This is a genomic window from Geitlerinema sp. PCC 9228, from assembly GCF_001870905.1.
In the GTDB taxonomy this organism is placed as follows: Bacteria; Cyanobacteriota; Cyanobacteriia; order Cyanobacteriales; family PCC-9228; genus PCC-9228.
The window spans coordinates 1-26,220 of sequence record NZ_LNDC01000133.1; the positions used below are offsets into that span (position 1 = coordinate 1).

Sequence of the window (26,220 nt, forward strand, 5' to 3'; positions counted from 1 at the left end):
CAATCTTCAAGAAAGATGGCTACGACTATCAAGTCAACAAAAGTCAATTATTGTCCAGTAAATAACCTATTAGGAGGTAGCAGTAGCTTGGTAAAAGATTCCGGTGGTGGCGCGATCGCTTCGATAGGTTCGCTAGTTTCGGGATGTTGTAGTTTCAGAACCCAAGCATGTAACGCCTGACCGGTAAGGTTAACACCAACAGGTTTTCTGCGGCTGTATACCGGGTCGCCAACCAAAGGATGCCCCACGTGGGAACAATGAACGCGGATTTGGTGGGTACGTCCGGTTTTTAAGTGAAATCGCAGCAAGGTATAGTTCCCCAACCGTTCTAACACTTCCCATTCGGTAATGGCTTCCCGACCGCCACGTTCGTAGGGAACAACCGCCATTTTTTTGCGGTGAACGGGATGGCGACCCACGGGAAACACAAAAGTACCTTGGTTTTGGCTAAAACTGCCATGGACGATGCCTAAATAGTCTCGCTGTGCGGTTTTGGCTTGAATTTGTGCTTGCAAGTTTTGTAAAGCGCGATCGCTTTTGGCAACCACCAAAGCACCGCTGGTATCCTTATCCAAACGATGGACAATTCCCGGTCTTTGTTCGCCGGCAATTCCTGCCAAAAAGTCACAATGCGCCAGCAACGCATTCACCAAGGTATCTTGTTCGTGACCGGGTGCGGGATGAACCACCAAACCGGCGGGTTTGTTAATAATAATAATGGCATCATCTTCGTAGAGAATATCCAGAGGAATGTTAGCTGGTTGCAGTTCTACCGGTTGTGAGGGAGGAACGGTCACTTGTATGCGATCGCCTGCTTGTAGGGTATTTTTTTTGCAGGTACAAACGCGACCGTTGACACTCACGTGAGATTGGGCAATTAGTTGCTGGAGGCGCGATCGCGATAAATCGGGAATTTGCTTGGCCAACCAGCGGTCCAACCGCACGCCATTGGTATCAACTTTTAATTGAAAAGATTCTACCAAGTTCCTACGCAAATAGAATACCAGTTTGGGAGGGGAAGAGACCGACCAGACCGAACAGGGGGGAAGAAAGTATTTTCTAGAATTGTGCCATGCGCCCATGCTCCCACATTCGATATGCTTCTATGGTAACTTAAAAGTTCCCCGTACCGGGCGATGGTCGCTTTTTTGTTCGTCGTCGGGGCAGTAACTCGGTTGAGGATATAATATTTTAGCAGATGGGGACCAGTTTTTCACTTCCTGGGAGATAAAGACAAAATCTAGAATACTCTGGAACTTTTGGCTGCATTGGGTGGGAAGCAATTTTTGAGGTTTCACCCAGGAAAAAACGCCGTTTTGGGTAAGATAGTCAAATCCCAAATCCCGACGCAAACCATCGCTGCGAATGTCCCAATCAAAGTTATAATCACCTACAGCGACGATGGGTAAATCTTGCTTTTGCGCCCATTGATTGAGCATGCGCGCTTGTTGGTGGCGTCGTTGGCGATCGCTGCGAAATAGGTGATTGACCACAAATAAAAATTCTTCCCCTGTAGCCTGAAAGCGAAAATGTGCTACCAGAGGTGCCCGTACGTTGCCTCCTAGGTTCATATCTTGCAGTTCAAAATGGCGGAGTTCTCGGAAGCGATCGCGGTTGTATACAATTAACAACCGATAGTCGCCACCAGTTGTTCCCAAAATCCCGCCAAAATCAGCATTTTCTCCTTTTTCGGCAGCCTGTTCCAAAATTTGCGCCCACTGTCCATCTCGTACCTCGGAAAATCCCCAAATATCGATATTTTCTAAAGGAGCAACATATTCTTGGGCAATGGTTTGTGGATCGGCATCCCTAGATTCTACATTAAAACCAACGGTTTGCCATTGCTGGTTGTTGCTACCGCAGCCGCCAATCCCCAAAGCCAGGCAGATGGTGAAAGCAATTAAATATCTCATAGCCAAATGGTACGATTGTGGTCATTTGAAATTTTTTAGATAATTTTTCTCGATCTACGATGATGGGAATTGCTTATGTCAGAAGATTCTCTTCCGCTTTATGAAAACAAGAAAGAGAAAATCAAAATAACCACCGAATGGCTGGAAATTCGCGATCGCAAATATCAGGTTCGCTATATCGAATTTTTAGAAAGAGACGACAAAGACCCGCCATTTTCCCTGGTGACTATTTTAATGTCCTTGATTCTCTGTCTTGTGTTCTGGTTCATCATACCAAATATTTTAAATTTAAACGAAAACGAAGCTCGAATCTCTACCAGCATCGGAATTATTTTCGGTGGAATAGCAGCCTGGAAATTTTTCAATCCCGGTGAAGGGAATTATAAACTTTCCATAAGGACCGTTGGTGGCAAAGAAATCGAACCAGAGTTAGACGACAAGCAGGAGATGGATAAGTTACAAGCGGCATTGGAGCAAGCGATCGCCCAAAAAAGGCGTGAGGATGATGGAGAATAGAAGGAAACAGGGGAAATGGGGAAGAAAGACGTTCTTGAATTGCTTTTCCCACACTTCCAGAGTTATTTATATCGTTTATTGGATCACAGCCGTACGAATTTGGTCCGCATCCAAGCTTTCGCCAATGAAAACCAATTGCGTTTGACGGGGTTCGTCGGGTTGCCAAGGACGGTCGTAGAAATGGGTAAATCGTTTGCCTACCCCTTGCATAACCAAGCGCATTTTCTTGTTGGGGACGGACACAAAGCCTTTCACGCGATAAATTTCCCAATTTTGGACTAAATTTTGCAAGCGTTGGACCAAATCTTTGGGGTCGAAGGCGCGGTCGAATGTCAGGTGGACGGCGTTGATATCTTCGTCGTGTTCGTGTTCTTCTTCCGTATCGTGATGGCTGGGACGAGAATCTAAATGCTCTTCAACAGCGGCGTTAAAGCCTAGCAAAACGTCGGTTGCCACTTGTCCGCTTTCGCAAGGAACGATTTTGACGTGAGAGGGAAGTTGCTGCTGCAACCAATTTTCCACGCGGTTGCGGGTGGTTTTATCCACCAAATCCACTTTGGTCAGTAAGACCATATCGGCGCAGTTTAGCTGGTCTTCAAACAGTTCTTCAATCGGCGTTTCGTGGTCCAAACTGTCATCTGCTTGACGTTGCGCCTCTAAGGCATCTAAATCGCCTACCAGTTGGTCGTGCGCGATCGCTTGGCAATCGACCACAGTCACCACACCATCTACAGTAGCACCCGTACGAATTTCCGGCCAGCGAAAAGCTTGGACCAAAGGTTTGGGAAGCGCCAATCCCGAGGTTTCGATGACAATGGCATCGAGGCTATCCCGGCGTTTCAGCAATTCTTGCATGGTTGGCAAAAATTCTTCCTGAACCGTACAACACAGACAACCATTTGCCAATTCCAAAATGTTGCCATTGCCGTTGCCATTGCTGGTTTCTTTAGTTTCTTCTTCATCGCAAACTTGGCAGGAACGCAATACTTCGCCGTCGATGCCAACTTCGCCAAATTCATTGACCAAGACGGCGACGCGACGACCTTCGCTGTTTTGCAAGAGGTGGCGAATGGTGGTGGTTTTGCCGGAACCGAGAAATCCGGTAATGACAGTAACTGGCAGTTTGTGCATTGTTTTCATAAAAAATCGATCGAAATGGGTACCTTTAGTTGGTAGACTTGATTATTTTAATACTGCTACCATATTTTCTCTTTTATGACCCAAGCTATTGCAATTGCTGGAACCCACAGCGGTGTTGGCAAAACCTCTATTTCTATCGGTTTGATGCGCGCTTTATCCCGACGGGGATTGACCGTACAATCATTTAAAGTTGGACCCGATTTTATCGACCCCAGCCACCACTGGCAAGCCACTGGCAGAATGGGTCACAATCTCGACGGTTGGATGCTATCGGCGCAAACCAATCTTTCCCTGTTTCAAAAATATACCGCCAACAGCGATATTGCTGTGGTCGAAGGCGTAATGGGATTGTACGACGGTTTTGGACCCACCACCGAAGCTGGCAGTACCGCAGAAATGGCAAAATGGCTGGGAATTCCAGTGGTTTTGGTGGTGGATGCGCGTTCGATGGTTCGCAGTGCGGCAGCCATGGTACAAGGATACGCCAATTTCGATCCAGAAGTAAACCTGGTTGGGGTGATTTGCAATTGTGTGGGAAGTGTGGGTCACGGTTCGCTTTTGCGAGAAGCGTTGGAACGTCTTCCCCATGTGGCTTTTCTCGGCGCAATTCCCCGTAGCGATTCGGTGGCGATTCCGGAACGCCATTTAGGTTTGTGGATGGCAACTGAAGACGATTTGGGAGATATGTATATTGATGCTTTGGCGGATTTGCTGGAGGAACATCTCGATCTAGACCAGCTTTTATCGCTTTCGGCAATGACTTCTATGCCACCGCCATCGCCAGACGATTGGATGTCTTCCAAGCTATCTCATTCGCAGGTACGCATTGGCGTTGCTAGGGATAATGCTTTTTGTTTTTACTATCAAGAAAATTTAGAATTGTTGGAAAATTATGGTGCCGAGTTAATAGAATTTTCGCCACTAACAGATCCTTTGCCAAAAAATCTTCAGGGATTGTATATTGGTGGCGGTTATCCAGAATTATATGCCGAACAATTAGCAGCCAATCGATCGCTCGTCAAAAGTGTCCGGGATTTTTGTTATGCTGGCTATCCTGTATATGGAGAATGTGGGGGGTTAATGTATCTTTCCCAAGGCATTGAATCCCTACAAGGCGATCGCTATTCTTTGGTGGGGATATTTCCATTTTGGACGCGCATGAGTCGCAAAGTTAAATTAGGATACGCACAGGTTCATACTGACAGTAACAATAGCCAATTTGGATTTCCCCTAGATAATTGTACGATTCGCGGCCATCGCTTTCACTATTCCGAAATTCTCGATGGTGGTGGGGAAGTTTCAACTTGCTATCAAGTTTCTGGACGCGGAAAATCATCGGTACGTGAAGGATATAAAATGAAAAATACCTTGGCAAGCTACGTGCATTTACATTTTGCCAACAATCCCGAGTTTGCGCATTCTTTTGTGGAGAGTTGTCGCCAGGTTGCCAATCAACAATAACGAACAAAAGAGAATAAGAGAATTTTTGGCGATCGCAATGCTTGAAAAATTTGGCAAAAAATGGTAACGGGCAAATTATTTTATAAAAAATTTCTTCGACCTCTGGCGGTACCTATGCTACAGTAGGTAAATTGCGAACAATCAACGTAAAAAATTGGGAAAGTCCGGTGCGATTCCGGCGCTGTGCCGCAGCTGTAATGGGTCTTCCACAAGCGAACGTGGCAACAACCCAAGCCAGAATGCCAATTTTTTACAGTACATCGATGGTAACTCCCTGCGTCGCACGGGGAAAGGATGTGGATACATGAGTCAAACAACACCTTTACTTCTTTTAGGACACGGAACCAGAGATAAAGACGGCAGACAGACATTTCTCGACTTTGCCGAAGCATTTCAAGAGCGCGATCGCTCCCGACCAGTGATTCCTTGCTTTTTGGAACTGACAGAACCTTCAATCCAAGAAGGGGTCGATCGCTGCATAGAGATGGGATACCAAGAAATTACCGCACTGCCAGTTTTGTTATTTGCGGCGCGCCATAATAAATTTGACGTGACCAACGAACTCGACAAAGCTAAATCCCGCCATCCGGGATTGACCTTCCACTACGGCAGGCATTTCGGAGTAAGTCCCAAATTATTAGACTTGTGGCGGCAGCGATTGGCACAAGTAGACGAAACTTCCCAAGTAGAGCGATCGGAAACTGTTATCTTATTTGTGGGACGTGGCGCTTCCGACCCCGATGCCAACGGTGATGTTTACAAGCTGGCACGTTTGTTGTGGGAAGGCAGCGGTTACAAAGGTATCGAGGTTTGTTTCAGCGGCATTACCCATCCCCGCATCGACCAAGGTTTTGAACGCGCCTGGACTTGGAATCCCAAGCGCATCGTGGTGATTCCTCATTTTCTATTTACGGGAGTTTTGGTCAAACGCATTCAAGATGCCGCCAAAGCGCAACAAGAGCAAAATCCAGATGTTCAAATTCAGACCATTTCCGAAATTGGTTTGGACCCAATTTTATTCGACCTGATTCGCGAACGGGAACAAGAGGCGCGCGAGGGTCAAGTAGTGATGAACTGCGAAATGTGCAAGTTCCGCCGCGCTGTTAGCGAACAGGTAGGCGCTATCGGTCACCACCACGACCACCACCACGACCACCACCACGACCACCATCACGACCATCACCACGACCACCACCATCATGGCGCGGAAGACCCCTACGCGCATCCGCAGGATTATCACGAACGCGCCTGGCAGGTTCCCTAAAAGTTAGCGTTGGCGTTCCCATGGCAAAACCCCAAATTCATGTCATCGGTATGGGATTGGATGGCGTCGCTGGATTGTCAGCAACGGCGCGATCGCAGTTAGAAGCGGCTACTTGCATTGCTGGTAGCGATCGCTATTTGCAACTGTGTAGCGAACATATCGACCTCAGCCAGGTTCAAACCATCCCCATTGCCGGGGATATGGAAGCTTGGTTGCAGAAGGTAGAAGCCTGTAGTGGCGATTCGCGAATCGCCAGCGATTCGCGAATCGCCAGCAACTCCGAATCGCTGGTGATTCTTGCCAGTGGCGACCCGTTGTTTTTTGGCATCGGTCGTCTGTTGCAGGAACGTTTTGACCCCGAGACACTGGTATTCCATCCCCATGTTAGTTCGGTACAACTGGCATTTAGCCGCTTGCGCCTCCCCTGGCAATCCGCTACCGTCATCAGCGTTCATGGCAGGATGGCGGAGAATTTGGATAAACCGCTGCAACAGGGAAAATCGCCAATTGCTATTTTAACCGATGGTACCTATACACCTAGCGCGATCGCCAAAACCATTTTAGATTTGCGTCCTCCCGTACAATATAAAATTTGGGTATGCAGCGAACTGGGGTCGCCGTCGGAACAGGTGGCGGGGATGTTTCCGGAAGCGGCAGTGGAAGCAACATTTCCCCAGCCGAATGTGGTGGTTTTGGAAGCCATTGCTACTCCCAACCAGCGTTGGGGAACCCCCCTTTTGGGAATTCCCGATGGCGACTTGCATACCTTTACCGATAGACCTAGTTTGATGACCAAACAGGAAGTTCGGGTTTTGTCGCTGGCGATGCTGCGTTTGCAACCGTCGCAAGTGGTGTGGGATATCGGTTCGGGTAGCGGTTCCATTGCGGTGGAAATTGCGCGTTTGCTGCCGGATGCGCGGGTTTATGCTATTGAAAAGACTACCGCTGGTGTGGATACCATCGCCAAAAATCGCGATCGCTTTCATATCACTAACTTAGAAATTGTACGCGGTTGCGCGCCAGAAGTTCTTGCCAATTTGCCAGTTCCCCATCGGATTATGGTGGGTGGTGGCGGTCGTCAATTACCTGCTATTTTAGAAGCTGCTACAAATGCGATCGCGCCAGGCGGGGTTTTGGTTGGTAACTTTGCCACCATCGAAGCCTACAGCAGCGCGCAAACCTACCTTACTGAGAAAAATTGGCAAGTACAATCCATTCAGGCGAATATTTCCCGTTCGGTGGCTTTAAAAGAATCGACGCGATTTGTTCCTTTAAATCCGGTGATGATTTTGCAGGGAATTTGTCCGGAATCATAATATGAAATCCGACTATAGACTTAATTTGCTTCGACCGGTATAACCCCCTGTAGTCCCCCTTGCCAAGGGGGACGGCGACAGCCGGGGGTCTGAGAACAATCAACTTCTATTCAAGAGGATTTCATATAACTTTTTGCACCACAAAAACACAAAGAACACAAAGGTTTTTGGGAAGGAGAATTCAACTTGAATTTGGGAACTTTATGGGGAATTGGCGTTGGTCCTGGGGATGGGGAATGGTTAACCTTAAAAGGATTGCGAATTATCCAGTCCGTGGATATAATTGCCGTTCCTCAAAACAATCAAGGTCAGCCAGGAATGGCTTATAAAATTGTGCGGGATTTTTTATCGGCAGAACAAACCATTTTGCCGCTATATTTGCCTTTCGTTCGAGATAAAGACCATTTGGAACAGGCTTGGCAAAAAGCTACCAGTCAATTGGTTCCCTATTTAAAAGCCGGTCGGGATGTGGCTTTTCTCTCGGAAGGGGATATTAGTTTTTACAGTACCTTTACCTATATTTTCCAAACCCTGAAATCCCAATTGCCAGATGCCAAAATTGATTCGGTTCCCGGGATTTGTTCGCCGCTGGCAGCAGCATCGGTTTTGCAGGAACCGCTGGCGATTGGTAGCGAAAAAATTGCTATTCTGCCGGCGGTTTATAGTTTACAAGAACTGGAAAATGCCTTGCAATGGGCAGAAGTTGTGGTGCTGATGAAGGTGGGTTCTGTTTTTACCGATGTTTGGTATTTTTTGCAGGAAAAAGGTTTATTGGAACGCGCCCAACTGGTAGAATGGATAGGTTGGGATAAACAGAAAATTTATGCCACTTTAAAAGAAATCGAACCCACAGCCAAACCCCATTATTTTTCTATTTTAATTTTAAGAAAGCAGGATTCGGCATGACCCTATCGATTGCTATTATTGCACCTACTCCCAATAGCGTTCGCCTGGCATCGCGGTTGCAGACGGTTTTGCCTGCAGCACAAATTTGGACCAAAATTACCGATCGTAGTTACGAAGAATTCCCAGAAAATTTCTATACCTATCGCGGGTCGCTGTCTTCGCTGTTGCCGCAACTTTGGCAAACATGCGATCGCTTAATTTTTATTTTAGCGGTGGGTGCGGTGGTACGTGCGATCGCGCCTTTTCTAAACCATAAAGAAGAGGATCCAGGAGTCGTTGCTGTTGACGAAAGCGGTCAATTCGCAGTTAGCGTCAGCGGCGGTCATATCGGTGGCGCGGATGCTTTGGCGCGTCAGATTGCGGCGGCTTTGGAAGGAACGCCAGTCATTACGTCGGCTTCGGAAGGTTACCAACTTCCGGCGGTGGATTTGCTGGGAAATGCCTACGGCTGGCAACGGGGAAGTGGGGATTGGCTGGGGGTTTCTTCGGCAATTGCTAGGAGAAATCCGGTTCTGGTGGTTCAGCAGGCGGGTTGGGATTTTTGGCGGGGTTCTCTGCCACCCAACCATCCGTTTCAGTTTGCGACGGAAATGGATAATATGGATGATGCGGAGGCGACGGCTGCCATTTGGATTGGCGATAGATTGCCGCCAGAGGCGATTCGCGAATCGCCTACGAACATGCCACTTGTTTGCTGGCATCCCCGAACTTTGTGGGTGGGGGTAGGTTGCGAACGGGGAACGGAAGTCGATTTGCTGGAAGCATCTTTGCGGCAGTTGCTGGCGGAGAATGGATTGGCGGTGGAGGCTGTTGCTGGTTTGGCTTCTATCGATATCAAAGCAGATGAACCTGGTTTGCTGGAACTTGCCAACCGTCTGAACGTTCCTTTGCAGTTTTATCCCAGGGAAACCTTGGCGAAGGTCGATGTTCCCCATCCGTCGGCGGCGGTGGAACAAGCGGTGGGTACTCCCTCTGTTTCGGAAGCGGCGGCTTTGATGGCTGCAGGTAGTTCGGAATTGGCGGAAATTGCTATTGGCAAACGAGTTTATCGCGATGCGAGGGGTGCTTGTACCCTCAGTATTGCTCGCAGTACGGTAGAATACAATCCGAATATAGGACAATTGTATTTGATTGGGTCGGGTCCGGGAAGTCTCGACCAAATTACGCCGGCTGCCAAAAGTGCGATCGCGCAGGCTGATGTTGTTATCGGTTACAAGCTATATTTGGATTTAATCGAACCCCTGCTGCATCCGTTGCAATGTCGGGAAGATAGCCAAATCACCCAGGAGGTGGAACGCGCGGAACGTGCCATTTTTCTCGCCAAACGGGGATTGACTGTGGCGGTGATTTCTTCTGGCGATTGCGGGATTTACGGCATGGCGGGTTTGGTGATGGAAGCGTTGGCAAGCCAAGATTGGGATGGGGAAAATCCACAAGTGCAGGTGTTTCCCGGCATTACGGCGTTGCAGGGGGTGGCAGCCAAGGTTGGCGCGCCGTTGATGCACGATTTTTGCGCAATTTCCCTTTCTAATTTGCTAACGCCAACGGATGTTATCGAACGGCGGGTGGAAGCGGCGGCGATGGCTGATTTTGTGGTGGCTTTGTACAATCCTCGTTCTAAAAATCGTACTGAGGTGTTGACGAAGGCTTTGCAAATTTTCCGCCGCTATCGTTCGCCAAAAACACCGGTTGCGATCGCGCGTTCGATTTATCGCCAAGATGAATGTATCTATCTTACCACGCTGGATGATATCGAAGAAGGTCAGGTGGATATGCTAACGGTGATTTTAATTGGCAATGAAAGTACGTTTCGTTATCGCGATCGCTTCATCACTCCCAGAGGCTATACCGGTAAATATGATTTCTAAAATTTAGAGGACTGTCTATGTTTGATGCTAACAATACATCTAATAATAACCATTCTAAAGGCAAAGTTGCGATCGTGGGGGCTGGTCCCGGCGCGCTGGATTTAATTACCGTTCGCGGTCAAAACTATTTAAAAACCGCCGATACCATTGTTTATACTGGGTCGCTGGTTCCCGAAAATATGCTATCGGTTGCCAAAGCCGATGCGGAAATTGTCGATACGCGATCGCAAGTTTTGGAAGACTGGTTGCCTTTGGTAGCCGAACGCGCCAAAGCCGGCAAAACCGTGGTTCGCTTGCAAGACGGCGACCCGAGTTTGTACGGTGCTTTGCACGAACTAACTGTCTATTTGCTAGAACGAGACATTCCCTTTGAAGTGGTTCCTGGGGTCAGTGCCTTTCAAGGAGCAGCCGCGCGCTTGCAAGTAGAACTCACCGTTCCGGAACTGGTGCAAACCATTATCCTCACCCGCATGCAAGGGCAAACCAACGTTCCCACCGACGAAGATTTGTCCAGCCTCGCTTCCCACCGCGCCTCTCTCTGCCTGTATTTAAGCGCACACCACTGCAAACAGGCACAAGAAAAATTGCTAGAACACTATCCCCCGGATACGCCAATGGCTCTTTTATATCGTGTCGGTTGGGATGATGAATATGTCAAATTGGCACGTTTGGATGAGATGGTATCGCTAACCCACGAACAAAAACTCAAACGTACGGTTCTTTACATCATCAGTCCTGCCCTAGCTGGCAGTCCGGAATCTCGTTCTCGTCTGTATCATGAAGAACACCAGCATATTTTTCGACCCAAGAAGTAGGGTGGGCAATGCCCAGCCTACCATTTAAACAAGAATTATGGCACTATGGCTCATCGGTGGTACAAGTGAAAGTCGAGATGTGGCTGGCGTTTTGAGCGAACTTGGTTGTCATTGGGTGGTGACGGTGACGACGCCAAGTGCTGCCAAATTGTATCAAAATCTGACTGGGGAGGTTCGCGTGGGCAAAATGACTCCTGAGAAAATTTCGCAATTAATCGCCGAATATCCCATTCAAGGGATTGTCGATGCTTCCCACCCCTTTGCCACGGAAATCTCCCAATCCGCCATCGCCACCCAACTGCCTTATTTACGCTTTGAACGACCGCAAATCCCCATGCGATCGCCACCAACCACAGTTTTTGCTAATGTGGAAGAAATCGTTCAATGGATGGACAAGCGAAATTTTCAAAATCGGCGAATCTTGCTAACTTTGGGAGTAAAAGCTTTACCCTATTTTATCCCTTGGCAACCGTACTGTCAAATTTGGGCGCGAATTTTGCCCAGCGAATCTTCTCGCGAACAAGCGATCGCTGCTGGTTTCCACCCAGAAAAACTCATTCTCCAACGCACCCCAGCCGCCAAAGAACCGGAACGCCAACTTTGGCAAAAATTAAACATCGATACAGTTATTACCAAAGCCAGCGGTCAAGCGGGTGGTTTTGATGTCAAACAAGCCGTTGCCCTGGAAATGGGCATCGATTTATGGGCAATTCAAAGACCAAACATCAACTATCCCCAGCAAACATCTAATTTATCGCAACTGCGATCGTTTTGCCAGTCATTTTGTCGTTCAACGGAATAAATTCACATCCCTATGGTTCAAACTGGCTACACCCTTCCCGTTTTTGCCGTTGCTGCCGCCAAAGCAGCCATTCTCTGCTGTCAAAATCCCGCTACGGCAGAACCTCCCGCATCTGTTTCTACCAACATCCTGCCAGATACCGCCGAAATTCCCATCGAACAGGTAGCCAAACTCGATGCCGACACCGCTTTAGCCATTACCCGCAGCGACCCAGGAGATAATTTAGATTTAACGAGAAATACTCCCATTTGGGCTTGGGTACAATTGCAACCTAGAAGCAACAAACCTATGATTTTAGAAGGTGGGGAAGGGATTGGCAAAACCAGCACTGGCAAAGCCGCTATTTATCGCTACGCCAGGGATATCTTCGATGCCAATATTCTGCCTTTGATTCCCGACGACAAAACCGCCGTTATACGAATTATTTTACCGGAAGGACGACAACTGGCAACGCGAACTTCCAACGAGGCGTTTGGTATTTTAGAAGGATTGTCGTTGTTGGGAACCAGTGGCATTTCCCAACCCCTTTCCGCAGAAGACCGTTTGCAAGATTTTCGCCAGCATTTGCAAGAAACGATTCAAAAGACTCGCCATTTGGCTTTTTGTATTGGTAGCAATGGTATGCAAGTGAGTGCTAATTTGGGGATTTCCCAGGCAGCGATGGTGCAAACTGGCAACTGGTTGGGTGCTTTGTTGGTGGAAGCGGGGTTGCGGCAGGCGGAATCTGTGCTGTTAATTGGCTATCACGGAAAGTTAGCCAAACTCGGCGGCGGTATTTTTAATACGTCTAGCCACGTGGCAGATGGGAAGTTGGAAGTTTTGGCGGCTACGGTGGTGGAAGTAGGTGGCGATTTGGATGCGGTGAAGGCGGTGTTGCAGTCGCAGACGGCAGCGGCAGCTTACAAGGAACTGGCAAAACGTCATGTAGCCGATGCTGTTATGGCACAGCTGGCGGCAAAAATTACTGCCAAGTCGCTGGCATACGTACAAAAATATGCCGATACTTCTGTTGAAGTTGGTACGATTTTGTTCGATCGCACGGGGAATATTTTAGCAAAAGATGACAATGCGGAGAAGATTTTACAAAACCACAAAGACACAAAGGACACAAAGTCCAATGAGACTAATTAAAATAGAGAAAAGATGCTCCTAATGAGTGGTTTTGGGAAAAGAGGAGCGAGGAAGTTTCCTGGCTGTTGGGATTGTTTTTTCCAGGAAATACATAATATGCAAGTGGCATGAGAAAGGCTAGTACGATGCCACCCAATACGAGAAATTCTACGACGCGCAAGGCAGGATTGGGCTGCCATTTTTTGATTTTTTGTTTGAATTGATGGATGTTCATGGGCGATATAGGAATTTTATCGTCGCAATTGCGATCGCAACCAACGCAGCCACAACGAAGGAGAATCGCTAGCACGATAGCGCCAGTTTAGCATAGAACGCAGTAGGGAAATGCCTCCTACCCGCAAACTCATGGAAATATGAGCTATTAGCGAAAACAAAAGAATGACCCATGCAATCAGATGAAGATTGTACCAAACATGATGCAGTTCCCCTGCCGGTAGCCAGGCTTCTTTCATCATTCTGCCAGAGATGACAGACAAGGTAGCAGCTAGCAAGATTAAGGTATTGGTGATTCGCTGCCAGTTAACCCACCAGACTGGTTGACCGATATTTTGGGTGATTTTTTTCGCAAAGTCGGCAGATAGAAGTTTCTTGGACCCCCAATGAAAGCTATAAATAGCCAAAAAGGGAAAGACCAGTAGAAAAAATAATCCCAAGCTACCGTGGATTCCTTGGATATCGTCGATTTTCGGGAAAGGAATGCCACCAAATCGGCGATCGTAGGTATTGTACACCAAAAAACCGGTTAGCAAAGCCCCGATCGCCAGCAAGCCACTGGCATTATGGAGGATACGCAGCAGTAGGGGTTGGTATGGTGTGCGGAAAGACATGGATATCTGTTTGTGTTTTTCTAGCAATTATAATAGCAAACTTTTCGGTTATGCTAGTGAAAAAGTAAACTAAATTCGTTCGCTGTTCCTATACATGATGGCAGAAAACCTGGTTTTTCAAAAAATGAAAGCAATTTGAATACAGTATGAAATCAAAATGAAAATAAAGTGTTAATTGCGATCGCGAAAAATGAAATAAATTTCAAAATAATATGACACAAAAATGAATGAGAAAGTACGGGAAACGACTTGATTTTCCAGTTATAAAAATTGTAATATACGAACAATATATCGAGTATTTTTGGGCAGTGCTTCTATCTAGCGATTGCGTTGCCAAAAGTTTATGTTTCCGTTCGTGAATTTAATTTGGTTGATAAGTTTTTGTATTTATCGTTATGTTAAATGGCTTGACTGCTGGATTGCTGCTCATTGCACTATCGGAACTGGGAGATAAATCATTTTTTATTAGTATGATTTTGGCTACGCGACACCCACGCCGTTGGATTTTTATCGGCGTTACTGTAGCTTTGTCTTTGATGACAGTTCTGTCGGTTCTGTTGGGTCAGGTGACAGTATTTTTCCCGCAACACTACGTTCGCTGGTTGGCGATCGCTTTATTTTTGGGGTTCGGTTTCAAAATGCTGTACGATGGGGTCAAGATGGCTCGTTCGGCAAGCTGGTTGGCAGAACAAAAGGAAGCTGCAGAAGCGGTTCAAAGCCACGAAAAAAAGGCAACTTCCTTTTCTACGATGTCTATTTTGCTAGAAGCCTTTTTGTTAACTTTCTTTGCAGAATGGGGCGATCGCACGCAAATTGCTACCATAACCCTAGCCGCTGCCAAGCATCCTTTGGGCGTTGCGTTAGGTGCTACTCTAGGACATGGTATGGCTACTGCCATTGCTGTTATTAGCGGCAACCTCATCAGCGGTCGTCTCTCGGAACGCTGGTTAACTATAGCAGGTGGCTGTTTGTTTTTGGTTTTCGGTGCTTTGGTGGCTTGGGAAATGCGGTAATCTCATCCATAAAAAAACAACCCCTAAAACTAGAGGTTGCTATTGGGGATTTTGAGCAAAAAATCGGAGCGGCGGGATTTGAACCCACGACCCCCACTACCCCAAAGTGGTGCGCTACCAAACTGCGCTACGCCCCGTTTTTTTTGTTTTTACTTCCTTGCGAAGCATTTACAATCGTAGCACACTCAATTTCTATGTCAACAGCTTGACAGATTTTTTGCGTGCATTTTCTTAAAATACAGAAAGCGATCGCGCTGCTGCCAGCAAATGGGCGATCGCTTCCGCTTCCCAATATCCCTCGCAACGCCTGCCTGTTGTCAAAATTACTTGCAAACTGTAAGCGTGGGGAAATCCTTCTACCTGCATCCACATACGATCGCTTTGGGCTTCGCAGGCAATTCTTTCCTCATCCATTAGTTCCTCAGCCATCTGTTCCATGGTAGTTGCCAGCTTCTCCAACAACTGGCAAAAATCCTCTAACTCAGCGGCTGTCAGTTCCATAGCCCAGGTATCGTTGCCTAGCAAACCGGTAAATTCCCCGGCATCGGGATCCCATCCCAACCGCCACCCGTTGCCACTTTTGAGAATTTTACGATCGCCCATCATCCCACGCAGACAATCTGAAATTAAAAGTTAAGGCTTCAACAAATCGGCATTTCCCCGTTGCGGTAGCGGTGAGGGGGAGTTGGTCGGTTCGGGGTCGCTGGCTTCGGAATTAGCAGCAGTCGCAGCTTCCCGTTCGGCTTGCTGGCGGACCAGCTCTTCGTATTGGGGATAAAATAACCTTACCAAGGTATTCACCAAGGCATGGCGCTGTTCGCGGGATAAACTGGCAATCGCCTCGCGATCGCCTTCTAAGGGATTGGTCTCAAAAGTGAGTGCTGCTACCGGGATAGTTGGTGGCAAATATGGGTTCGTTGGCTTGCAGGTAATCGGCGATGGTCAGCTTCCAATCCAAGCGATAGCGCACTGGGCGCTGCTTGACATATCGATGGTAACGAATCAAACGCCCCACCAGCGTATTGTCGGTCAGCACCTCTCCCGTTTTGCGGCTAACGTAATCGTTTTCCCGAGGCAAATCGGGCAATTGCTCGTAGACTTTTTGCCAAACTTGATTGGTGCGATCGCGACTGCCGGTAGAACGAATTTGCTGGGCAACCATCTCCGACCCGGAAACATCCAGAGAACTTGCTGGCTGCGCCTTCGCGGCAGGTGCTATCTCCAACAGCCACCCCCCCACTAGCAAGCAACCAGCGCCAAATGCATACCATATTTTGGTTAATTTGTCAAGCCCCCGGTCTGCCATTTTCCGATCTCTGCTACTTCCTCAATCACCAATAATTTCTGGTTGGGTTAATTCATCAGACATTTCAATAATCGCTCGAATCACCGGTTTCATCATCGGGTCGTCCAAGCTGTCGATGTCTTCGCTGCGGCGACGTTTGGCGCGGGTGGCTACTTGAACGGTAATGCGATAGCGGTTGGATGCGGCTTCAATTAACTCCTCGCCCCGATGCATGAGGTGCGTCGGTTCGATGGAGGTTCGTTTGGGCATCCGTCTTCTTCTAGGGAGCATAAAGAATCTTCCTAACACGCACTGAAGTGGATCAAAAAGGGAGCAGCGAGAAAATTTTTGGTTACGCTTTCCTACTGATACTATATCGTGTATCTTTGTGGAGATAAATGAAGATTTACAAAATATTGCTAAAAATGCGAAAGCACCCCTAAGTCAATCGGTCCCAGCAGATACGCACGTAACGTTTGACCTGATTCTGGAAGTTCCTTATGCAAACGCTTTCTGTCGATTCTAACAGAGACCGTCTTCCCCGTTCCCATCCCTTGCGCGTCGTGGCTTTGGGAGATAGTTTGATTTACGGCTTTGGCGATCCCGAAGGAGGCGGTTGGGTAGAAAGGCTGCGACGGCAGTGGATGCTCGATGGCAGTCCCGGTCATGTGGTGTACAATTTGGGCGTACGGGGCGATCGCGTGGAACAGGTAACCCAGCGTTTGGAAGATGAATTCCGCAACCGCGGCGAACTGCGCAATCGCGTCCCCGATATCATTATTTTATCTGTCGGTGTCAACGACTCTGCCCGATTGCAATCCCCACAAGGGCGTAATTTTACCGAATTTTCCCAGTTTCAAAAGCAAATAAGCGAGCTGCTGGTACGCGCGCAAAAACTGTGCCCAGTTTTGTTTGTGGGGATGCCCCCCACCGACGAAACGAAAATGCCTTTTCTCAACTGTTTGTACTACAACCACCAAGACCAATACCGCTACAAAGAAGCAACGCGCCAAGCCTGTGCTGCCCACAACCTTCCCTACCTCGATTTGTACGACCTGTGGCAGCAACGGGGAACAGCTTGGTGGCGACCCCTCATCGGTCGAGATGGTTTACATCCCAATCCCCAGGGGTATCGAGCCATTTTAACCGATTTACGGCATTGGGAACCTTTCCAGCAGCTACAACATCGCGATCGCAGCAGAGAAGCATAGGGCAGCATGAGTAGGATTTTAAGCGGCCGGGGTCGCCGCTAACAACACCCACAACCAAGCCAAAGAGACAATTAAAACCGCTTGTAATAGCCGCAGACAAAGATTTTTCCAAAAGGTTATTGTTTTTGGTGCCATTGGTTTCATTATAGACAAAGGGGTAGGCTAGATTCTCCTGGCACAACCCAAAAATTTCATCTGCGCCTTTAGGTATCGCAATGCAATCACGAGTTCAAGCGCTGTATCGCCTGGCAATTTGGGGCGTTCTCGGTATGGCGATCGCATTTTTGACTTCTACTTTACCAGTAGCGGCCAAAAATGCTTTTCCTACATTCAGCCAAATTCCACCCCTTGCTGGCTTGGAGGGGATCTCGCAAATCCTCTCCCCAGTAGAACAAGAAAAGCTCGATATCCGTGCAGTTTGGCTAGATGGATACAAGCTCTTTCACGTTGCTACCCCTGCCCCCAACTCCGACAGCGCCAAATCATCCCAATCAGTCTCCATATCTAGCCAAAGGCGCGTACGAGACATCCAACGCCAACTGTACAGTATCGTGCGTAGCGATTTCGACCCCGAGACACTCCACGTTACCTACAAGTTCCTCAACGACCTGCCCGTCATCTACGCCCAATATGGTGATAAGCTGCGGGAAATCGATATCATGACCGTTACCCACCTAGATGCCAAACTATCTAGGGGAGACATTACCACCAGAGCGACGGAATTAAGCAATATTATCGAGAAAGCCCTGGTACGGGCGAAAGAGCAACGCCAGCCTGAATTTCTGGCTCGACAAAGTGCCCTAGCGTTGGGCATTATCGGCGGTACGCTATTTCTAAGTTGGGGGGTTGCCAAGTGGCAGCGCTCCCTGAAAAAACGCCGCCAGCGTACCATTGAAGCCATTGAAGCAGAAATGGAAGCAGAAGCCGCCGCCGCTGCGGAACAAGCCGAGACCGACCCCACACAATCTTTAGAAGGAGAAGCCGGGGATGCGGCTGTCTTTCCCACAACCAGTCTGGATTCGGTTCGGCAGCAACTGAGCCGCCAACAGTGGTTTACGTTTAACGAGATCCAACGCCGCTTGCTACAAATTGTGCAGTTGGTGCTCTGGGGTGCCAACGTCGCTACCATTTTAAGACTTTTTCCCTATACCCGTTGGTTGCAACCGCTACTGTTTGCCCTCCCTTTGCGCATTGCCATTGCGATCTTGGCCACTTATTTAATTATTCGGTTGCTGGAAGCGATTATCGATCGCTTGTTTTCGGCGTTGGAACCGCAGGAACTGGTTGACGAGCGCACTTCCCAACGCATTGCGTTACGTATCTCCACCTTTTCCCAGGTATTCAAAAGTGTTACGGCATTAATTGGTGTCGGCGTTGCGGTTTTGGTGACCCTCTCCATTATTGGCATCAATCTGACCCCGTTGCTGGCTGGGGCTGGTATTGCCGGTTTGGCTCTTTCTTTAGGAGCGCAAAATGCCATTAAAGATACGATTAACGGATTTTTTATTCTCCTGGAAGACCAATATGCTGTGGGCGATGTGGTGATTATCCAACAAATGTGCGGTTTTGTGGAGCGCATGAATTTGCGCATCACCCAGCTGCGAGGCATGGATGGCAGCGTGATTACCATCCCCAATGGCACGATTACCATGGTGGAAAATTTATCCAAAGAGTGGTCGCGGGTGGATTTGTCGGTGGAGGTGGATTTTTATACCAATGTCGATCGTGCTTTGGCGGTGGTCAACCAAGTTTGCGAGTATCTTTACTATGACCGCAAATGGCGACCTCTGATGTTGGAAGCTCCCCAGGTTTTAGGTGTTGACCAAATCTCCCACAGCGGCATGGTGATTCGTATTTGGATTAAAACCCAGCCCATGCAGCAGTGGAGCGTTGCCCGGGAACTGCGCCGCCGCCTGAAAAACCGTTTCGACCGCGAAGGGATTCACATTGGTATTCCCCAGCAAGCGCTTTGGTTTGAAAATGGATTGGACTTGACAAGAATCAAGCCAAATGGTAAAGGAAAAAGCGATCGCTTGACACCACCTAGTTCTTCGCCGCAGGAATAGTTGCTATCGAAGTAAAGGTGGAGAGTTTGGGAGTATAGAAGAAACAAAAACTGCTCAAGCCATGTTCCTGGGTGGCTGTTGCCCAAACGCATGCTTGAGCTGAACTTGAATTAAATTTTGAAAGTCTTCCTGACCCACTTCCACACCGGAGGATAAATTTCCTGGTGTTTCAAAAAAAATCAAACTGTCAATGGTTTTTAAAGCCAGCAATTGGAACAAAATATGGGTCACCGGCATAGAAATGGCTACTGCCTGGGAAGTGGGGGAGGTGGTGAGGTTTTGGGTAGCGTCTTTGACAGAGGGAAAGGCGTAAATCACCCGTTTTTGCTTTTCTGGTTGGGCGCGGTTGCTCAAGGTGTGGACCACCCAGCGTTCGTCTAGATTTTGCAGGATATAGTAGTGTTGGTGCTGGAGTTTGCCCGCGAAATATTTTAAAGCTGGTGCGATCGCTTTAACGATCTGTGGTGTTTGCCCATCTGGCGGTGCTTCCGCCACCAATTGTTCGATTTGCTGGTCTAAACTCATGTCTGTGCGTACAAAATTCTATTGAAGATTATTTACCCCAATCTTAATACTAGAGACGGTGCCTTAGCGAATATGCTAGGGTTTGGAAAGAAATCTAAAAAGTCGGGCTTGAGAAATATCCCAAAGTGGACGCGATCGCCGAAACCATCTTCCAACAACTGCAAACCCATACGCGGGCTACAAGCAAAAACTGCCGCCAAGTAGCCGGGCGTATTGCTGATGAAGCCAGTCGCATCTGTGCGGAAAGCCAACGGATTCAACAATCGGGTGACATCCAAGCTTGGGAACTCCATCTCGCCAAACACCGCCTGCAGCAGTGCCTGCGTTACTATCGGTTGGGGTCAGAACCGGGGCGTGCCGAATTGCACAGCACCCTCAGTGCCATTGTTTATCGCTACATTGCCCCTTCTCCCAGCTATGCCAGCTACCAAACGCGGTTGATGTTAATTGAAGACTTTTTACAGGGATTTTATCTGGAATCTCTCAATGCCTTTCGTCGGGAAGCGCAACTGAGCGATCGCTATTCCCCCCGTTCCCTGCTAGAGTTGGCGGAATACATGGCCTTTACCGAACGCTACGCCAAACGCCGCATCCGTATTGCCCACAAGCGATCGCAGCAACTGATTGTTCTGCGCGCGCAAACCTTTTCCCAACAACACCCGCCAGAAACCTCCGTTGACATCGACCGTGCCTGCGACGGCGTTTCCTCCGAAAATGGCGACGCCACCGCCGATGCCTCCCTGCAGCAGCTGCGCGACGCGCTCATGAACCAAGAGCCAGAACTCTCCGACGACAGCCTGCGTCAAAAAGTGATTGCCGAACTGCTGCAATACCTGGAAGAAAAACAACAACACAGTTGCGTCGATTATTTTTGTTTGCGATTGCAAGACCTATCCGCGGCGGAAATCGAAGCAATTCTGGGACTTACCCCACGCCAGCGGGATTACCTGCAGCAACGATTTAAATATCACTTAATTCGCTTTGCCCTCATGCACCGCTGGGAATTGGTACACCAGTGGCTCGGTGCTGATTTGGACCGCAATTTGGGCTTAACCCCCTCCCAACAACAAGAATTCCACGCCCACTGCACCCCAGAAGAGGAAAAACTGTTGCAATTCAAAAAGCAAAACTACAACGACGCGGAAATCGCCAAAGAACTCGGTTGCACCACCAACCAACTGCAAAAAAAATGGTTTAAATTGTTAGAGCGAGCTTGGGATCTTCGCAATCATGAAGTCATAACCAAATAATATGCTAGGGTTTGAGGAAAAATTGCTGCCCACTTCCCCAGGCAACTCAACAAAAATAAAAACAGCGCCATCAGCTTAACACCCTCAACTCCCCCATAGGTATGGAAACAAATTTCCGGAGCAGGGGCATCTCACCATGAATAACCACATAGATCGCAATTCAAAAGAGGCTTTCCGGTATCAGTTATTAACTTGGCTGTTTCCCAATATTTCCCCATCCGAACTAGACTCGGATGCCAGCAATTCGCCTGCGGCGAGCGCCGACCCCCCCTCTGAGGTCCATAGCGAACCGTCGGTCAATGCTTCTGCCCAAGTACCAACCGAGCCGCCGCACTTCGACATCAGCGATGATGCGGTGGATGTAGATGCGGAGCTGGATTTTACCGCAGCGACACCTGCTTTGGATGGCAGGGAATTGGATATGGGGGATGAAGGGCAACCGGAAAGTTGCTCTCAAAATTTAGGAGAGGAACCCATGAAACTGGGCGATATGAGCGCCGTGAAAAATCGATTTCACCAACTCTTAAAAAGCAAATTCAAAAACGAGCTGTCCGAAAACCTGCCCCTGTTTCCTTGGGAAACGCAGGTATTAGATTATCCAGACCAATTAGAAACCGAAACAGTTCCCAATTTTTGGGCCAATTTTCACTTTCCGGTTTTGCTACCGCAATCGGTGTTTGAGGAGTTGCGACACCAGTGTACCGCTGCCATTCTTTCGGAATATCGGCGCGGTGCGAAGTTGGTGGCTACCCTAAAATCCCTATTCCCCGATTGTAGCGAAAGTTTAAACGATCTGGTGGGGCGCTTGTTGGTGTTGGAGTCGGGATTGCGCGATGGAGAAGGCAGCGAAGCGATCGCGCCTCGGCAGCTTGCCCAACAGTTGGGGGTTGAGGGCATTGTCTACGAAGAAGCCACCCAATCCCAGCAAATTTTGCTTTCCCTGCTGGCAGCTAGAGAAATGGTAGATACGCTAATGGTGCGTTTGTCTACCCAACATACCCACCAACAGAGACACTGGCAAACCCCCGCCGGTTCCATTACCATTGATGTGACCTACCAAGCGCAAATTGGTGCTGTGCGCGTACAAGCTTATCTCCCCAGTGGCGGTCGCTTGCAGCTACAAGGAGAAAGCGAACAAGTAGAAGCCAGCCGTTCCCATCCCGGAACCGTCAGCGGGGAACTCTTGGATTGTCAGCCCCACCAAATTTATTCGCTACAGGTACAATGGCCGGAGCAACAAGAAGCCAAAGAACAGCAACCTATCTTTGCAATTTTCATAAGCGATTAGTTCTCAGATGGTGGCACTGAAAACCTGGTGGGCGTCTTGGCAGCAACAGTGGCGACAGCGTGCGGCGATGGAAGTCGTAGAAGACTCGGTGGCATTGCGCGTTGCCGTACAAATGTTGGTGGTGGTGGGGATTGTAGCGACGGATGTGGCATCGCGACAGCAGGAATCCCTGCCTATGAGCGTTTGGGCGGTGCCTTTGAGTATTGTAGGGGCATCGTGGAGTTGGCGTCAGCGCCACCAGCGTAATGTTGCCATTAAATTTTTACTAGCGATCGCCATGTTGGTGTGTTTGGGGGATTTTTTCCGCGACTTGCTGCGCAGTCTCAACGACACCCGCTTGGTGTTGGCAGAACTGTTGGTACAGTTGCAGGTTTTGCACAGTTTTGACCTGCCCCGCCGCCGGGATTTGGGATACTCTATTGTTATCGGTTTGATTCTCATTGCCGTAGGTGGGACCCTCAGCCAAACGTGGGTTTACGGCGTCTTTTTGCTTTTGTTTCTGGCGGTTGCCTTTCCCACCATGGTGCTCGACTACCGTTCCCGTCTGGGCATCTACCAGGCACCGTTCCGCCAATCCGCCCATTCCCCGCCGGCTGCACGACCATCGTTAAAGATGCCGAGGGTTTGGTCGCCACGGCTGGCAGCTTTGCTGACCCCCAAACGCTTGTTCGTCATTTTCGGGGCAACAGTGGCTTTAGGATTGGCCATTTTTGCCGTCACGCCTCGGTTTCCCGGCTATCAATTCCAAACTTTACCAGTAAGCAATCCCATTGATATTCCCGCCAATTTTGATGCCAGCCGCATTGTCAATCCCGCCTACGAAGACAATCGCCGACAGCAGGAAGAGGGAAACGCTGGTGGTAGTGGTCCTGGGGGATTCGGCAGGGGAACTTTATCCGAACCTGGGCAGGTGGATGAAGAGTTTTACTACGGGTTTAACGAACGCATCAACCAAAACCTGCGGGGGAATATGGAACCGAAAGTAGTGATGCGGGTGCGATCGCAGATGGAAGGATTTTGGCGGGTTTTGGGCTTCGACCGTTACACGGGGGCTGGTTGGGAAATTTCCCGCAACGAGCAGACCGTCAAACTCAACCGCTCCTCTTTTTCCTACAAGTTTGATATTCCCCAAATGGGATCGTCGGCAAGAACCAAAGAAATTATCCAGACTTATACGATTTTGGCGCGGTTGCCCAATTTGATTCCGGCGATGGCACAGCCAGAATCGATTTATTTTCCTACTCGCAAGCTGAATGTAGGGCCGGAGGGAGGATTGCGAGCGCCGGTGAATTTGGTGGATGGCATTACCTACAGTGTGGTGTCGGAGGTTTCCTACCGCGATCGCGAACGCCTGCAAAACGCTCCCACCACCTACAACGAAGAGATTCAAAAACACTACCTACAAATTCCCGATGCTATTCGCGAACCGGTTGGCAAAAAAGCGGAAAGCCTGCTTAACCAAGCCAAAACACCCATTACCGCACCTTATGAAAAAGCTTTCTTTTTAGCGCAAGCTTTAAAACAAACCTACACGGTTAAAGAAGTTCCTTTCCTCGATCGAAACCAAGACCTGGTAGAAGCCTTTCTGTTTGATTGGGAAGGCGGTTACCCCGACCATTTTTCTACTACCCTCACGGTAATGTTGCGGTCTATCGGCATTCCAGCGCGTTTGGTGGTGGGCTTCGCTGCTGGAGAGTTCAACCCGTTCACCGGCATGTACGTGGTGCGCAATACCGATGCCTATGCGATGACAGAAGTGTATATTCCCCAATACGGCTGGTATAGCTTCGACCCCATTCCCGGTCACGAAACCATTCCCCCTTCTCTGGAAGATGAATACGCCTGGAGTACCCTACGGACGTTTTGGCAGTGGGTGGCGGGTTGGTTGCCAACGCCGGTTCGCTCGGCTTTGCAGGCGGTTTTGGTCGCGATCGCCCAAGGAATTGCTAGCAGCATCCGTTGGTTTATCAATTTGTTTTTCCAAGGCTGGCAGGGATGGTTCCAAGGGATTATCGTCGCGATCGCAGTAGCTTTTGTGGGTTGGTCGGGATGGCAAGGCTGGCGACAATGGCGCTATCGCCGGTGGTTGCGCCGACTGCCACCAACCGAACGTATCTACCGAGAAACCCTCGCCACCCTGAGCGCACAAGGCTATCCCCGCTATCCAGCCCAAACCCCCCTAGAGTACGCCCGCCAATATCGAATGGGGGCAGCTACCCCAGCCGGCAGCATCGTGGAAGAAATTTCGCAAGCCTACGTCCGCTGGCGTTACGGCAACGAGGCGGTGGATGTTGCGTATCTCAACCGCCGGTTGCAGCAACTCCAGAAAATGCTCGCCAGCCACAAGCCGTCTTGGTGGCGGTGGTTGGTACGCTGGTGGCGTTCTTAAAGGCGTTTAGAGATGGGATTGCAGGCTGGAGATTAACTGGGGGGCTTGCATAGCTCCTTCAAATCGCTGTACGGGTTTCCCTTGCTTGAACAAAACCAAGGTGGGCAAAGCTTGAATTTGATATTGGGAAGCCAATTGTGGGTAGTTGTCGGTATTGATTTTGACCACTTTGAGTTTTCCTTGCATTTGTTGGTTTACTTGGTCCAAAACCGGTCCCATCATTTGACAGGGGCCGCACCAAGGGGCGTAAAAATCAACCAGAAGTGGCGTTTCAGAAGCTTTCAGCATTTCTTCAAAGCTGGCAAATTGTTTTTTGACGCTCATAAACTCACCTGGACAGACCAACGCTCATTCTATTTTATCGATTTATTTTCCCGGGGGGCTAAAAAATGTTGCTGGCTGCTTCTGGAAAGGCTAATCCGTACAAACCCAGGCCGAGTACGATTAGCAAGACAATTCCCACCACGCCAGCGAGGGGTTGTTGGGCGATGCCAGTGACCCAGGAGGGAACTTTACCGGTATACGCGATCGCTTCGCCACTTTGCAACGCAGCGAGACCCCAAACCCAACCGGCGTGCAATCCCCAAGCCAAGCCCAAACTACCACCATCAGCGAGTCTTGCCAGTACCAACACCATGCCCAACAGCCACAATCCCGGCAGCTGCGGTAAGACCTGGCGGCGTTCCCACACCCCGTGCAACAGGGCAAAAATGGCACTGGTCGCGATCGCGGCTCCCCAAAGTCCCCAATCTTGCCGCCACCAATTCAGTAAAATCCCCCGGAAAATCAATTCTTCCGTCGCAGCCACCCACAAAGCCAACCCACCGGCAGGCAGCCACACTTGGACTGGGGGAAACTGCACCCAACGAATCCATCCCCCCATCCACTGTATGCCAAAGGAAACCAACAGGCTTGCCAGCGCCACCACCACCCCCATCCCCAAAGAAACGAAAAGAGCAACATCCCCGCGAACGCCGTAGTCGGAAAAGGGATGTTGCTCGATGTGTATGGTTCCCCAAACGATCGGTACGGCCACCAGATACAAAGAGGCAAGTAAAGGAATTTTGCGATCTGGAGGGGGCGCAGCAAGAAACGGCCAGCCTATATACTTACTTACAGGCCAGGCCACGGGTAGCCAAAAGAGAATCCAGATACCGAAAAAGATGGCGGTTTTTACCACGGAGGGTACCGCCTCTAAAAATGTCAAGACCGGGAGAAAAACAAACATGACCGC

26 protein-coding genes, 1 tRNA gene and 1 riboswitch are annotated in these 26,220 nt (G+C 49.1%); of the genes, 15 read left to right on the forward strand and 12 right to left on the reverse strand.

Features of this window, described 5'->3' with window-relative positions; translation table 11 throughout:
* Positions 1–47: 47 nt before the first annotated feature.
* Both AS151_RS14110 and AS151_RS14115 read right to left on the reverse strand, forming a co-directional pair.
* Positions 48–983, reverse strand: a complete 936-nt coding sequence (locus tag AS151_RS14110; protein ID WP_071517702.1) for an RluA family pseudouridine synthase — start codon at positions 981–983, stop codon at positions 48–50.
* A gap of 120 nt (positions 984–1,103) precedes the next feature.
* Positions 1,104–1,913 carry an endonuclease/exonuclease/phosphatase family protein gene (locus tag AS151_RS14115; RefSeq protein WP_071517703.1) on the reverse strand — a complete coding sequence of 270 codons (810 nt, stop codon included), beginning with the start codon at positions 1,911–1,913 and terminating at the stop codon, positions 1,104–1,106.
* A gap of 75 nt (positions 1,914–1,988) precedes the next feature.
* On the opposite strand from AS151_RS14115, the gene AS151_RS14120 reads away from it, so the two are divergent.
* Complete coding sequence (locus AS151_RS14120; RefSeq protein WP_071517704.1) at positions 1,989–2,429, forward strand: DUF6232 family protein; 441 nt, start codon at positions 1,989–1,991, stop codon at positions 2,427–2,429.
* A 75-nt stretch (positions 2,430–2,504) separates the two neighbouring features.
* Here AS151_RS14120 and cobW read toward each other — a convergent pair whose 3' ends face one another.
* Positions 2,505–3,560, reverse strand: coding sequence for a cobalamin biosynthesis protein CobW (gene cobW, locus AS151_RS14125; protein WP_071517705.1), 1,056 nt, complete (start codon positions 3,558–3,560; stop codon positions 2,505–2,507).
* Between the two features lie 84 nt (positions 3,561–3,644).
* On the opposite strand from cobW, the gene AS151_RS14130 reads away from it, so the two are divergent.
* From AS151_RS14130 to cbiD, 8 genes are all read left to right on the forward strand, one after another.
* A complete protein-coding gene (locus AS151_RS14130) occupies positions 3,645–5,030 on the forward strand; it encodes a cobyrinate a,c-diamide synthase (RefSeq protein WP_071517706.1) in 1,386 nt (461 codons plus the stop codon).
* A 111-nt stretch (positions 5,031–5,141) separates the two neighbouring features.
* Positions 5,142–5,296, forward strand: a riboswitch (cobalamin riboswitch).
* 38 nt (positions 5,297–5,334) lie between these two features.
* Positions 5,335–6,294, forward strand: coding sequence for a sirohydrochlorin chelatase (locus tag AS151_RS14135; RefSeq protein ID WP_071517707.1), 960 nt, complete (start codon positions 5,335–5,337; stop codon positions 6,292–6,294).
* 20 nt (positions 6,295–6,314) lie between these two features.
* Positions 6,315–7,610, forward strand: coding sequence for a bifunctional cobalt-precorrin-7 (C(5))-methyltransferase/cobalt-precorrin-6B (C(15))-methyltransferase (locus AS151_RS14140; protein ID WP_071517708.1), 1,296 nt, complete (start codon positions 6,315–6,317; stop codon positions 7,608–7,610).
* 186 nt (positions 7,611–7,796) lie between these two features.
* Positions 7,797–8,516: a precorrin-2 C(20)-methyltransferase gene (locus AS151_RS14145; RefSeq protein ID WP_071517709.1), complete on the forward strand. Its 720-nt coding sequence runs from the start codon at positions 7,797–7,799 to the stop codon at positions 8,514–8,516.
* Positions 8,513–10,384, forward strand: coding sequence for a precorrin-3B C(17)-methyltransferase (gene cobJ, locus AS151_RS14150; RefSeq protein ID WP_084639606.1), 1,872 nt, complete (start codon positions 8,513–8,515; stop codon positions 10,382–10,384). The genes AS151_RS14145 and cobJ overlap by 4 nt, the downstream gene beginning before the upstream one ends.
* A 17-nt stretch (positions 10,385–10,401) precedes the next feature.
* Entirely contained in the window at positions 10,402–11,199 is a 798-nt protein-coding gene (gene cobM / locus AS151_RS14155) for a precorrin-4 C(11)-methyltransferase (RefSeq protein ID WP_071517710.1), read from the forward strand.
* Between the two features lie 37 nt (positions 11,200–11,236).
* Complete coding sequence (locus AS151_RS14160) at positions 11,237–12,001, forward strand: cobalt-precorrin-6A reductase (protein WP_071517711.1); 765 nt, start codon at positions 11,237–11,239, stop codon at positions 11,999–12,001.
* 12 nt (positions 12,002–12,013) lie between these two features.
* A complete protein-coding gene (gene cbiD / locus AS151_RS14165) occupies positions 12,014–13,132 on the forward strand; it encodes a cobalt-precorrin-5B (C(1))-methyltransferase CbiD (RefSeq protein ID WP_071517712.1) in 1,119 nt (372 codons plus the stop codon).
* Between the two features lie 230 nt (positions 13,133–13,362).
* Here the strand turns inward: cbiD and AS151_RS14175 are convergent, their stop codons facing one another.
* Complete coding sequence (locus AS151_RS14175) at positions 13,363–13,959, reverse strand: cytochrome b/b6 domain-containing protein (RefSeq protein ID WP_071517714.1); 597 nt, start codon at positions 13,957–13,959, stop codon at positions 13,363–13,365.
* Positions 13,960–14,354: 395 nt separating this feature from the next.
* Here AS151_RS14175 and AS151_RS14180 point away from each other — a divergent pair, with 395 nt between their 5' ends.
* Positions 14,355–14,972, forward strand: coding sequence for a TMEM165/GDT1 family protein (locus AS151_RS14180; RefSeq protein ID WP_071517715.1), 618 nt, complete (start codon positions 14,355–14,357; stop codon positions 14,970–14,972).
* 63 nt (positions 14,973–15,035) lie between these two features.
* On the opposite strand, the gene AS151_RS14185 is transcribed toward AS151_RS14180, so the two are convergent.
* The 5 genes from AS151_RS14185 to AS151_RS14205 form a co-directional block, all read right to left on the reverse strand.
* Positions 15,036–15,109: transfer RNA gene (locus AS151_RS14185), tRNA-Pro, on the reverse strand.
* Between the two features lie 94 nt (positions 15,110–15,203).
* Positions 15,204–15,575 (reverse strand): DUF1818 family protein, encoded by a 372-nt coding sequence (locus AS151_RS14190; protein ID WP_071517789.1) that lies wholly within the window; start codon positions 15,573–15,575, stop codon positions 15,204–15,206.
* Between the two features lie 30 nt (positions 15,576–15,605).
* Positions 15,606–15,878 (reverse strand): hypothetical protein, encoded by a 273-nt coding sequence (locus tag AS151_RS21630; RefSeq protein WP_071517716.1) that lies wholly within the window; start codon positions 15,876–15,878, stop codon positions 15,606–15,608.
* Positions 15,841–16,278 carry a hypothetical protein gene (locus tag AS151_RS21635; protein WP_071517717.1) on the reverse strand — a complete coding sequence of 146 codons (438 nt, stop codon included), beginning with the start codon at positions 16,276–16,278 and terminating at the stop codon, positions 15,841–15,843. The genes AS151_RS21630 and AS151_RS21635 overlap by 38 nt, the downstream gene beginning before the upstream one ends.
* 21 nt (positions 16,279–16,299) lie before the next feature.
* Positions 16,300–16,527: a DNA-directed RNA polymerase subunit omega gene (locus AS151_RS14205; RefSeq protein ID WP_071517718.1), complete on the reverse strand. Its 228-nt coding sequence runs from the start codon at positions 16,525–16,527 to the stop codon at positions 16,300–16,302.
* Between the two features lie 230 nt (positions 16,528–16,757).
* Here AS151_RS14205 and AS151_RS14210 point away from each other — a divergent pair, with 230 nt between their 5' ends.
* Positions 16,758–17,468 (forward strand): GDSL-type esterase/lipase family protein, encoded by a 711-nt coding sequence (locus AS151_RS14210; RefSeq protein ID WP_071517719.1) that lies wholly within the window; start codon positions 16,758–16,760, stop codon positions 17,466–17,468.
* A 215-nt stretch (positions 17,469–17,683) separates the two neighbouring features.
* Positions 17,684–19,534: a mechanosensitive ion channel family protein gene (locus AS151_RS14215; RefSeq protein WP_084639607.1), complete on the forward strand. Its 1,851-nt coding sequence runs from the start codon at positions 17,684–17,686 to the stop codon at positions 19,532–19,534.
* A 54-nt stretch (positions 19,535–19,588) separates the two neighbouring features.
* Here the strand turns inward: AS151_RS14215 and AS151_RS14220 are convergent, their stop codons facing one another.
* Positions 19,589–20,059, reverse strand: a complete 471-nt coding sequence (locus AS151_RS14220; protein WP_071517721.1) for a hypothetical protein — start codon at positions 20,057–20,059, stop codon at positions 19,589–19,591.
* Between the two features lie 125 nt (positions 20,060–20,184).
* Here AS151_RS14220 and hetZ point away from each other — a divergent pair, with 125 nt between their 5' ends.
* The 3 genes from hetZ (at position 20,185) to AS151_RS14235 (ending at position 24,986) form a co-directional block, all read left to right on the forward strand.
* Entirely contained in the window at positions 20,185–21,309 is a 1,125-nt protein-coding gene (hetZ, locus tag AS151_RS14225; protein ID WP_071517722.1) for a heterocyst differentiation protein HetZ, read from the forward strand.
* 136 nt (positions 21,310–21,445) lie between these two features.
* Positions 21,446–22,597 carry a hypothetical protein gene (locus tag AS151_RS14230; RefSeq protein WP_071517723.1) on the forward strand — a complete coding sequence of 384 codons (1,152 nt, stop codon included), beginning with the start codon at positions 21,446–21,448 and terminating at the stop codon, positions 22,595–22,597.
* Between the two features lie 7 nt (positions 22,598–22,604).
* Positions 22,605–24,986 (forward strand): DUF3488 and DUF4129 domain-containing transglutaminase family protein, encoded by a 2,382-nt coding sequence (locus AS151_RS14235; protein ID WP_071517724.1) that lies wholly within the window; start codon positions 22,605–22,607, stop codon positions 24,984–24,986.
* Positions 24,987–24,992: 6 nt separating this feature from the next.
* On the opposite strand, the gene trxA is transcribed toward AS151_RS14235, so the two are convergent.
* Positions 24,993–25,310 (reverse strand): thioredoxin, encoded by a 318-nt coding sequence (gene trxA, locus AS151_RS14240; RefSeq protein WP_071517725.1) that lies wholly within the window; start codon positions 25,308–25,310, stop codon positions 24,993–24,995.
* 58 nt (positions 25,311–25,368) lie between these two features.
* Positions 25,369–26,214, reverse strand: coding sequence for a CPBP family intramembrane glutamic endopeptidase (locus AS151_RS14245; protein ID WP_071517726.1), 846 nt, complete (start codon positions 26,212–26,214; stop codon positions 25,369–25,371).
* Between the last annotated feature and the right edge of the window lie 6 nt (positions 26,215–26,220).

Bases quoted from the DNA above. Each gene is read 5' to 3' on its own strand.
- AS151_RS14115 (WP_071517703.1), bottom strand. From the start codon at position 1,913: ATGAGATATTTAATTGCTTTCACCATCTGCCTGGCTTTGGGGATTGGC.
- AS151_RS14120 (WP_071517704.1), top strand. From the start codon at position 1,989: ATGTCAGAAGATTCTCTTCCGCTTTATGAAAACAAGAAAGAGAAAATC.
- cobW (WP_071517705.1), bottom strand. From the start codon at position 3,560: ATGCACAAACTGCCAGTTACTGTCATTACCGGATTTCTCGGTTCCGGC.
- AS151_RS14130 (WP_071517706.1), top strand. From the start codon at position 3,645: ATGACCCAAGCTATTGCAATTGCTGGAACCCACAGCGGTGTTGGCAAA.
- AS151_RS14135 (WP_071517707.1), top strand. From the start codon at position 5,335: ATGAGTCAAACAACACCTTTACTTCTTTTAGGACACGGAACCAGAGAT.
- AS151_RS14140 (WP_071517708.1), top strand. From the start codon at position 6,315: ATGGCAAAACCCCAAATTCATGTCATCGGTATGGGATTGGATGGCGTC.
- cobJ (WP_084639606.1), top strand. From the start codon at position 8,513: ATGACCCTATCGATTGCTATTATTGCACCTACTCCCAATAGCGTTCGC.
- cobM (WP_071517710.1), top strand. From the start codon at position 10,402: ATGTTTGATGCTAACAATACATCTAATAATAACCATTCTAAAGGCAAA.
- AS151_RS14160 (WP_071517711.1), top strand. From the start codon at position 11,237: ATGGCACTATGGCTCATCGGTGGTACAAGTGAAAGTCGAGATGTGGCT.
- cbiD (WP_071517712.1), top strand. From the start codon at position 12,014: ATGGTTCAAACTGGCTACACCCTTCCCGTTTTTGCCGTTGCTGCCGCC.
- AS151_RS14175 (WP_071517714.1), bottom strand. From the start codon at position 13,959: ATGTCTTTCCGCACACCATACCAACCCCTACTGCTGCGTATCCTCCAT.
- AS151_RS14180 (WP_071517715.1), top strand. From the start codon at position 14,355: ATGTTAAATGGCTTGACTGCTGGATTGCTGCTCATTGCACTATCGGAA.
- AS151_RS14190 (WP_071517789.1), bottom strand. From the start codon at position 15,575: ATGGGCGATCGTAAAATTCTCAAAAGTGGCAACGGGTGGCGGTTGGGA.
- AS151_RS21635 (WP_071517717.1), bottom strand. From the start codon at position 16,278: ATGGCAGACCGGGGGCTTGACAAATTAACCAAAATATGGTATGCATTT.
- AS151_RS14205 (WP_071517718.1), bottom strand. From the start codon at position 16,527: ATGCCCAAACGAACCTCCATCGAACCGACGCACCTCATGCATCGGGGC.
- AS151_RS14210 (WP_071517719.1), top strand. From the start codon at position 16,758: ATGCAAACGCTTTCTGTCGATTCTAACAGAGACCGTCTTCCCCGTTCC.
- AS151_RS14215 (WP_084639607.1), top strand. From the start codon at position 17,684: ATGCAATCACGAGTTCAAGCGCTGTATCGCCTGGCAATTTGGGGCGTT.
- AS151_RS14220 (WP_071517721.1), bottom strand. From the start codon at position 20,059: ATGAGTTTAGACCAGCAAATCGAACAATTGGTGGCGGAAGCACCGCCA.
- AS151_RS14230 (WP_071517723.1), top strand. From the start codon at position 21,446: ATGAATAACCACATAGATCGCAATTCAAAAGAGGCTTTCCGGTATCAG.
- AS151_RS14235 (WP_071517724.1), top strand. From the start codon at position 22,605: ATGGTGGCACTGAAAACCTGGTGGGCGTCTTGGCAGCAACAGTGGCGA.
- trxA (WP_071517725.1), bottom strand. From the start codon at position 25,310: ATGAGCGTCAAAAAACAATTTGCCAGCTTTGAAGAAATGCTGAAAGCT.
- AS151_RS14245 (WP_071517726.1), bottom strand. From the start codon at position 26,214: ATGTTTGTTTTTCTCCCGGTCTTGACATTTTTAGAGGCGGTACCCTCC.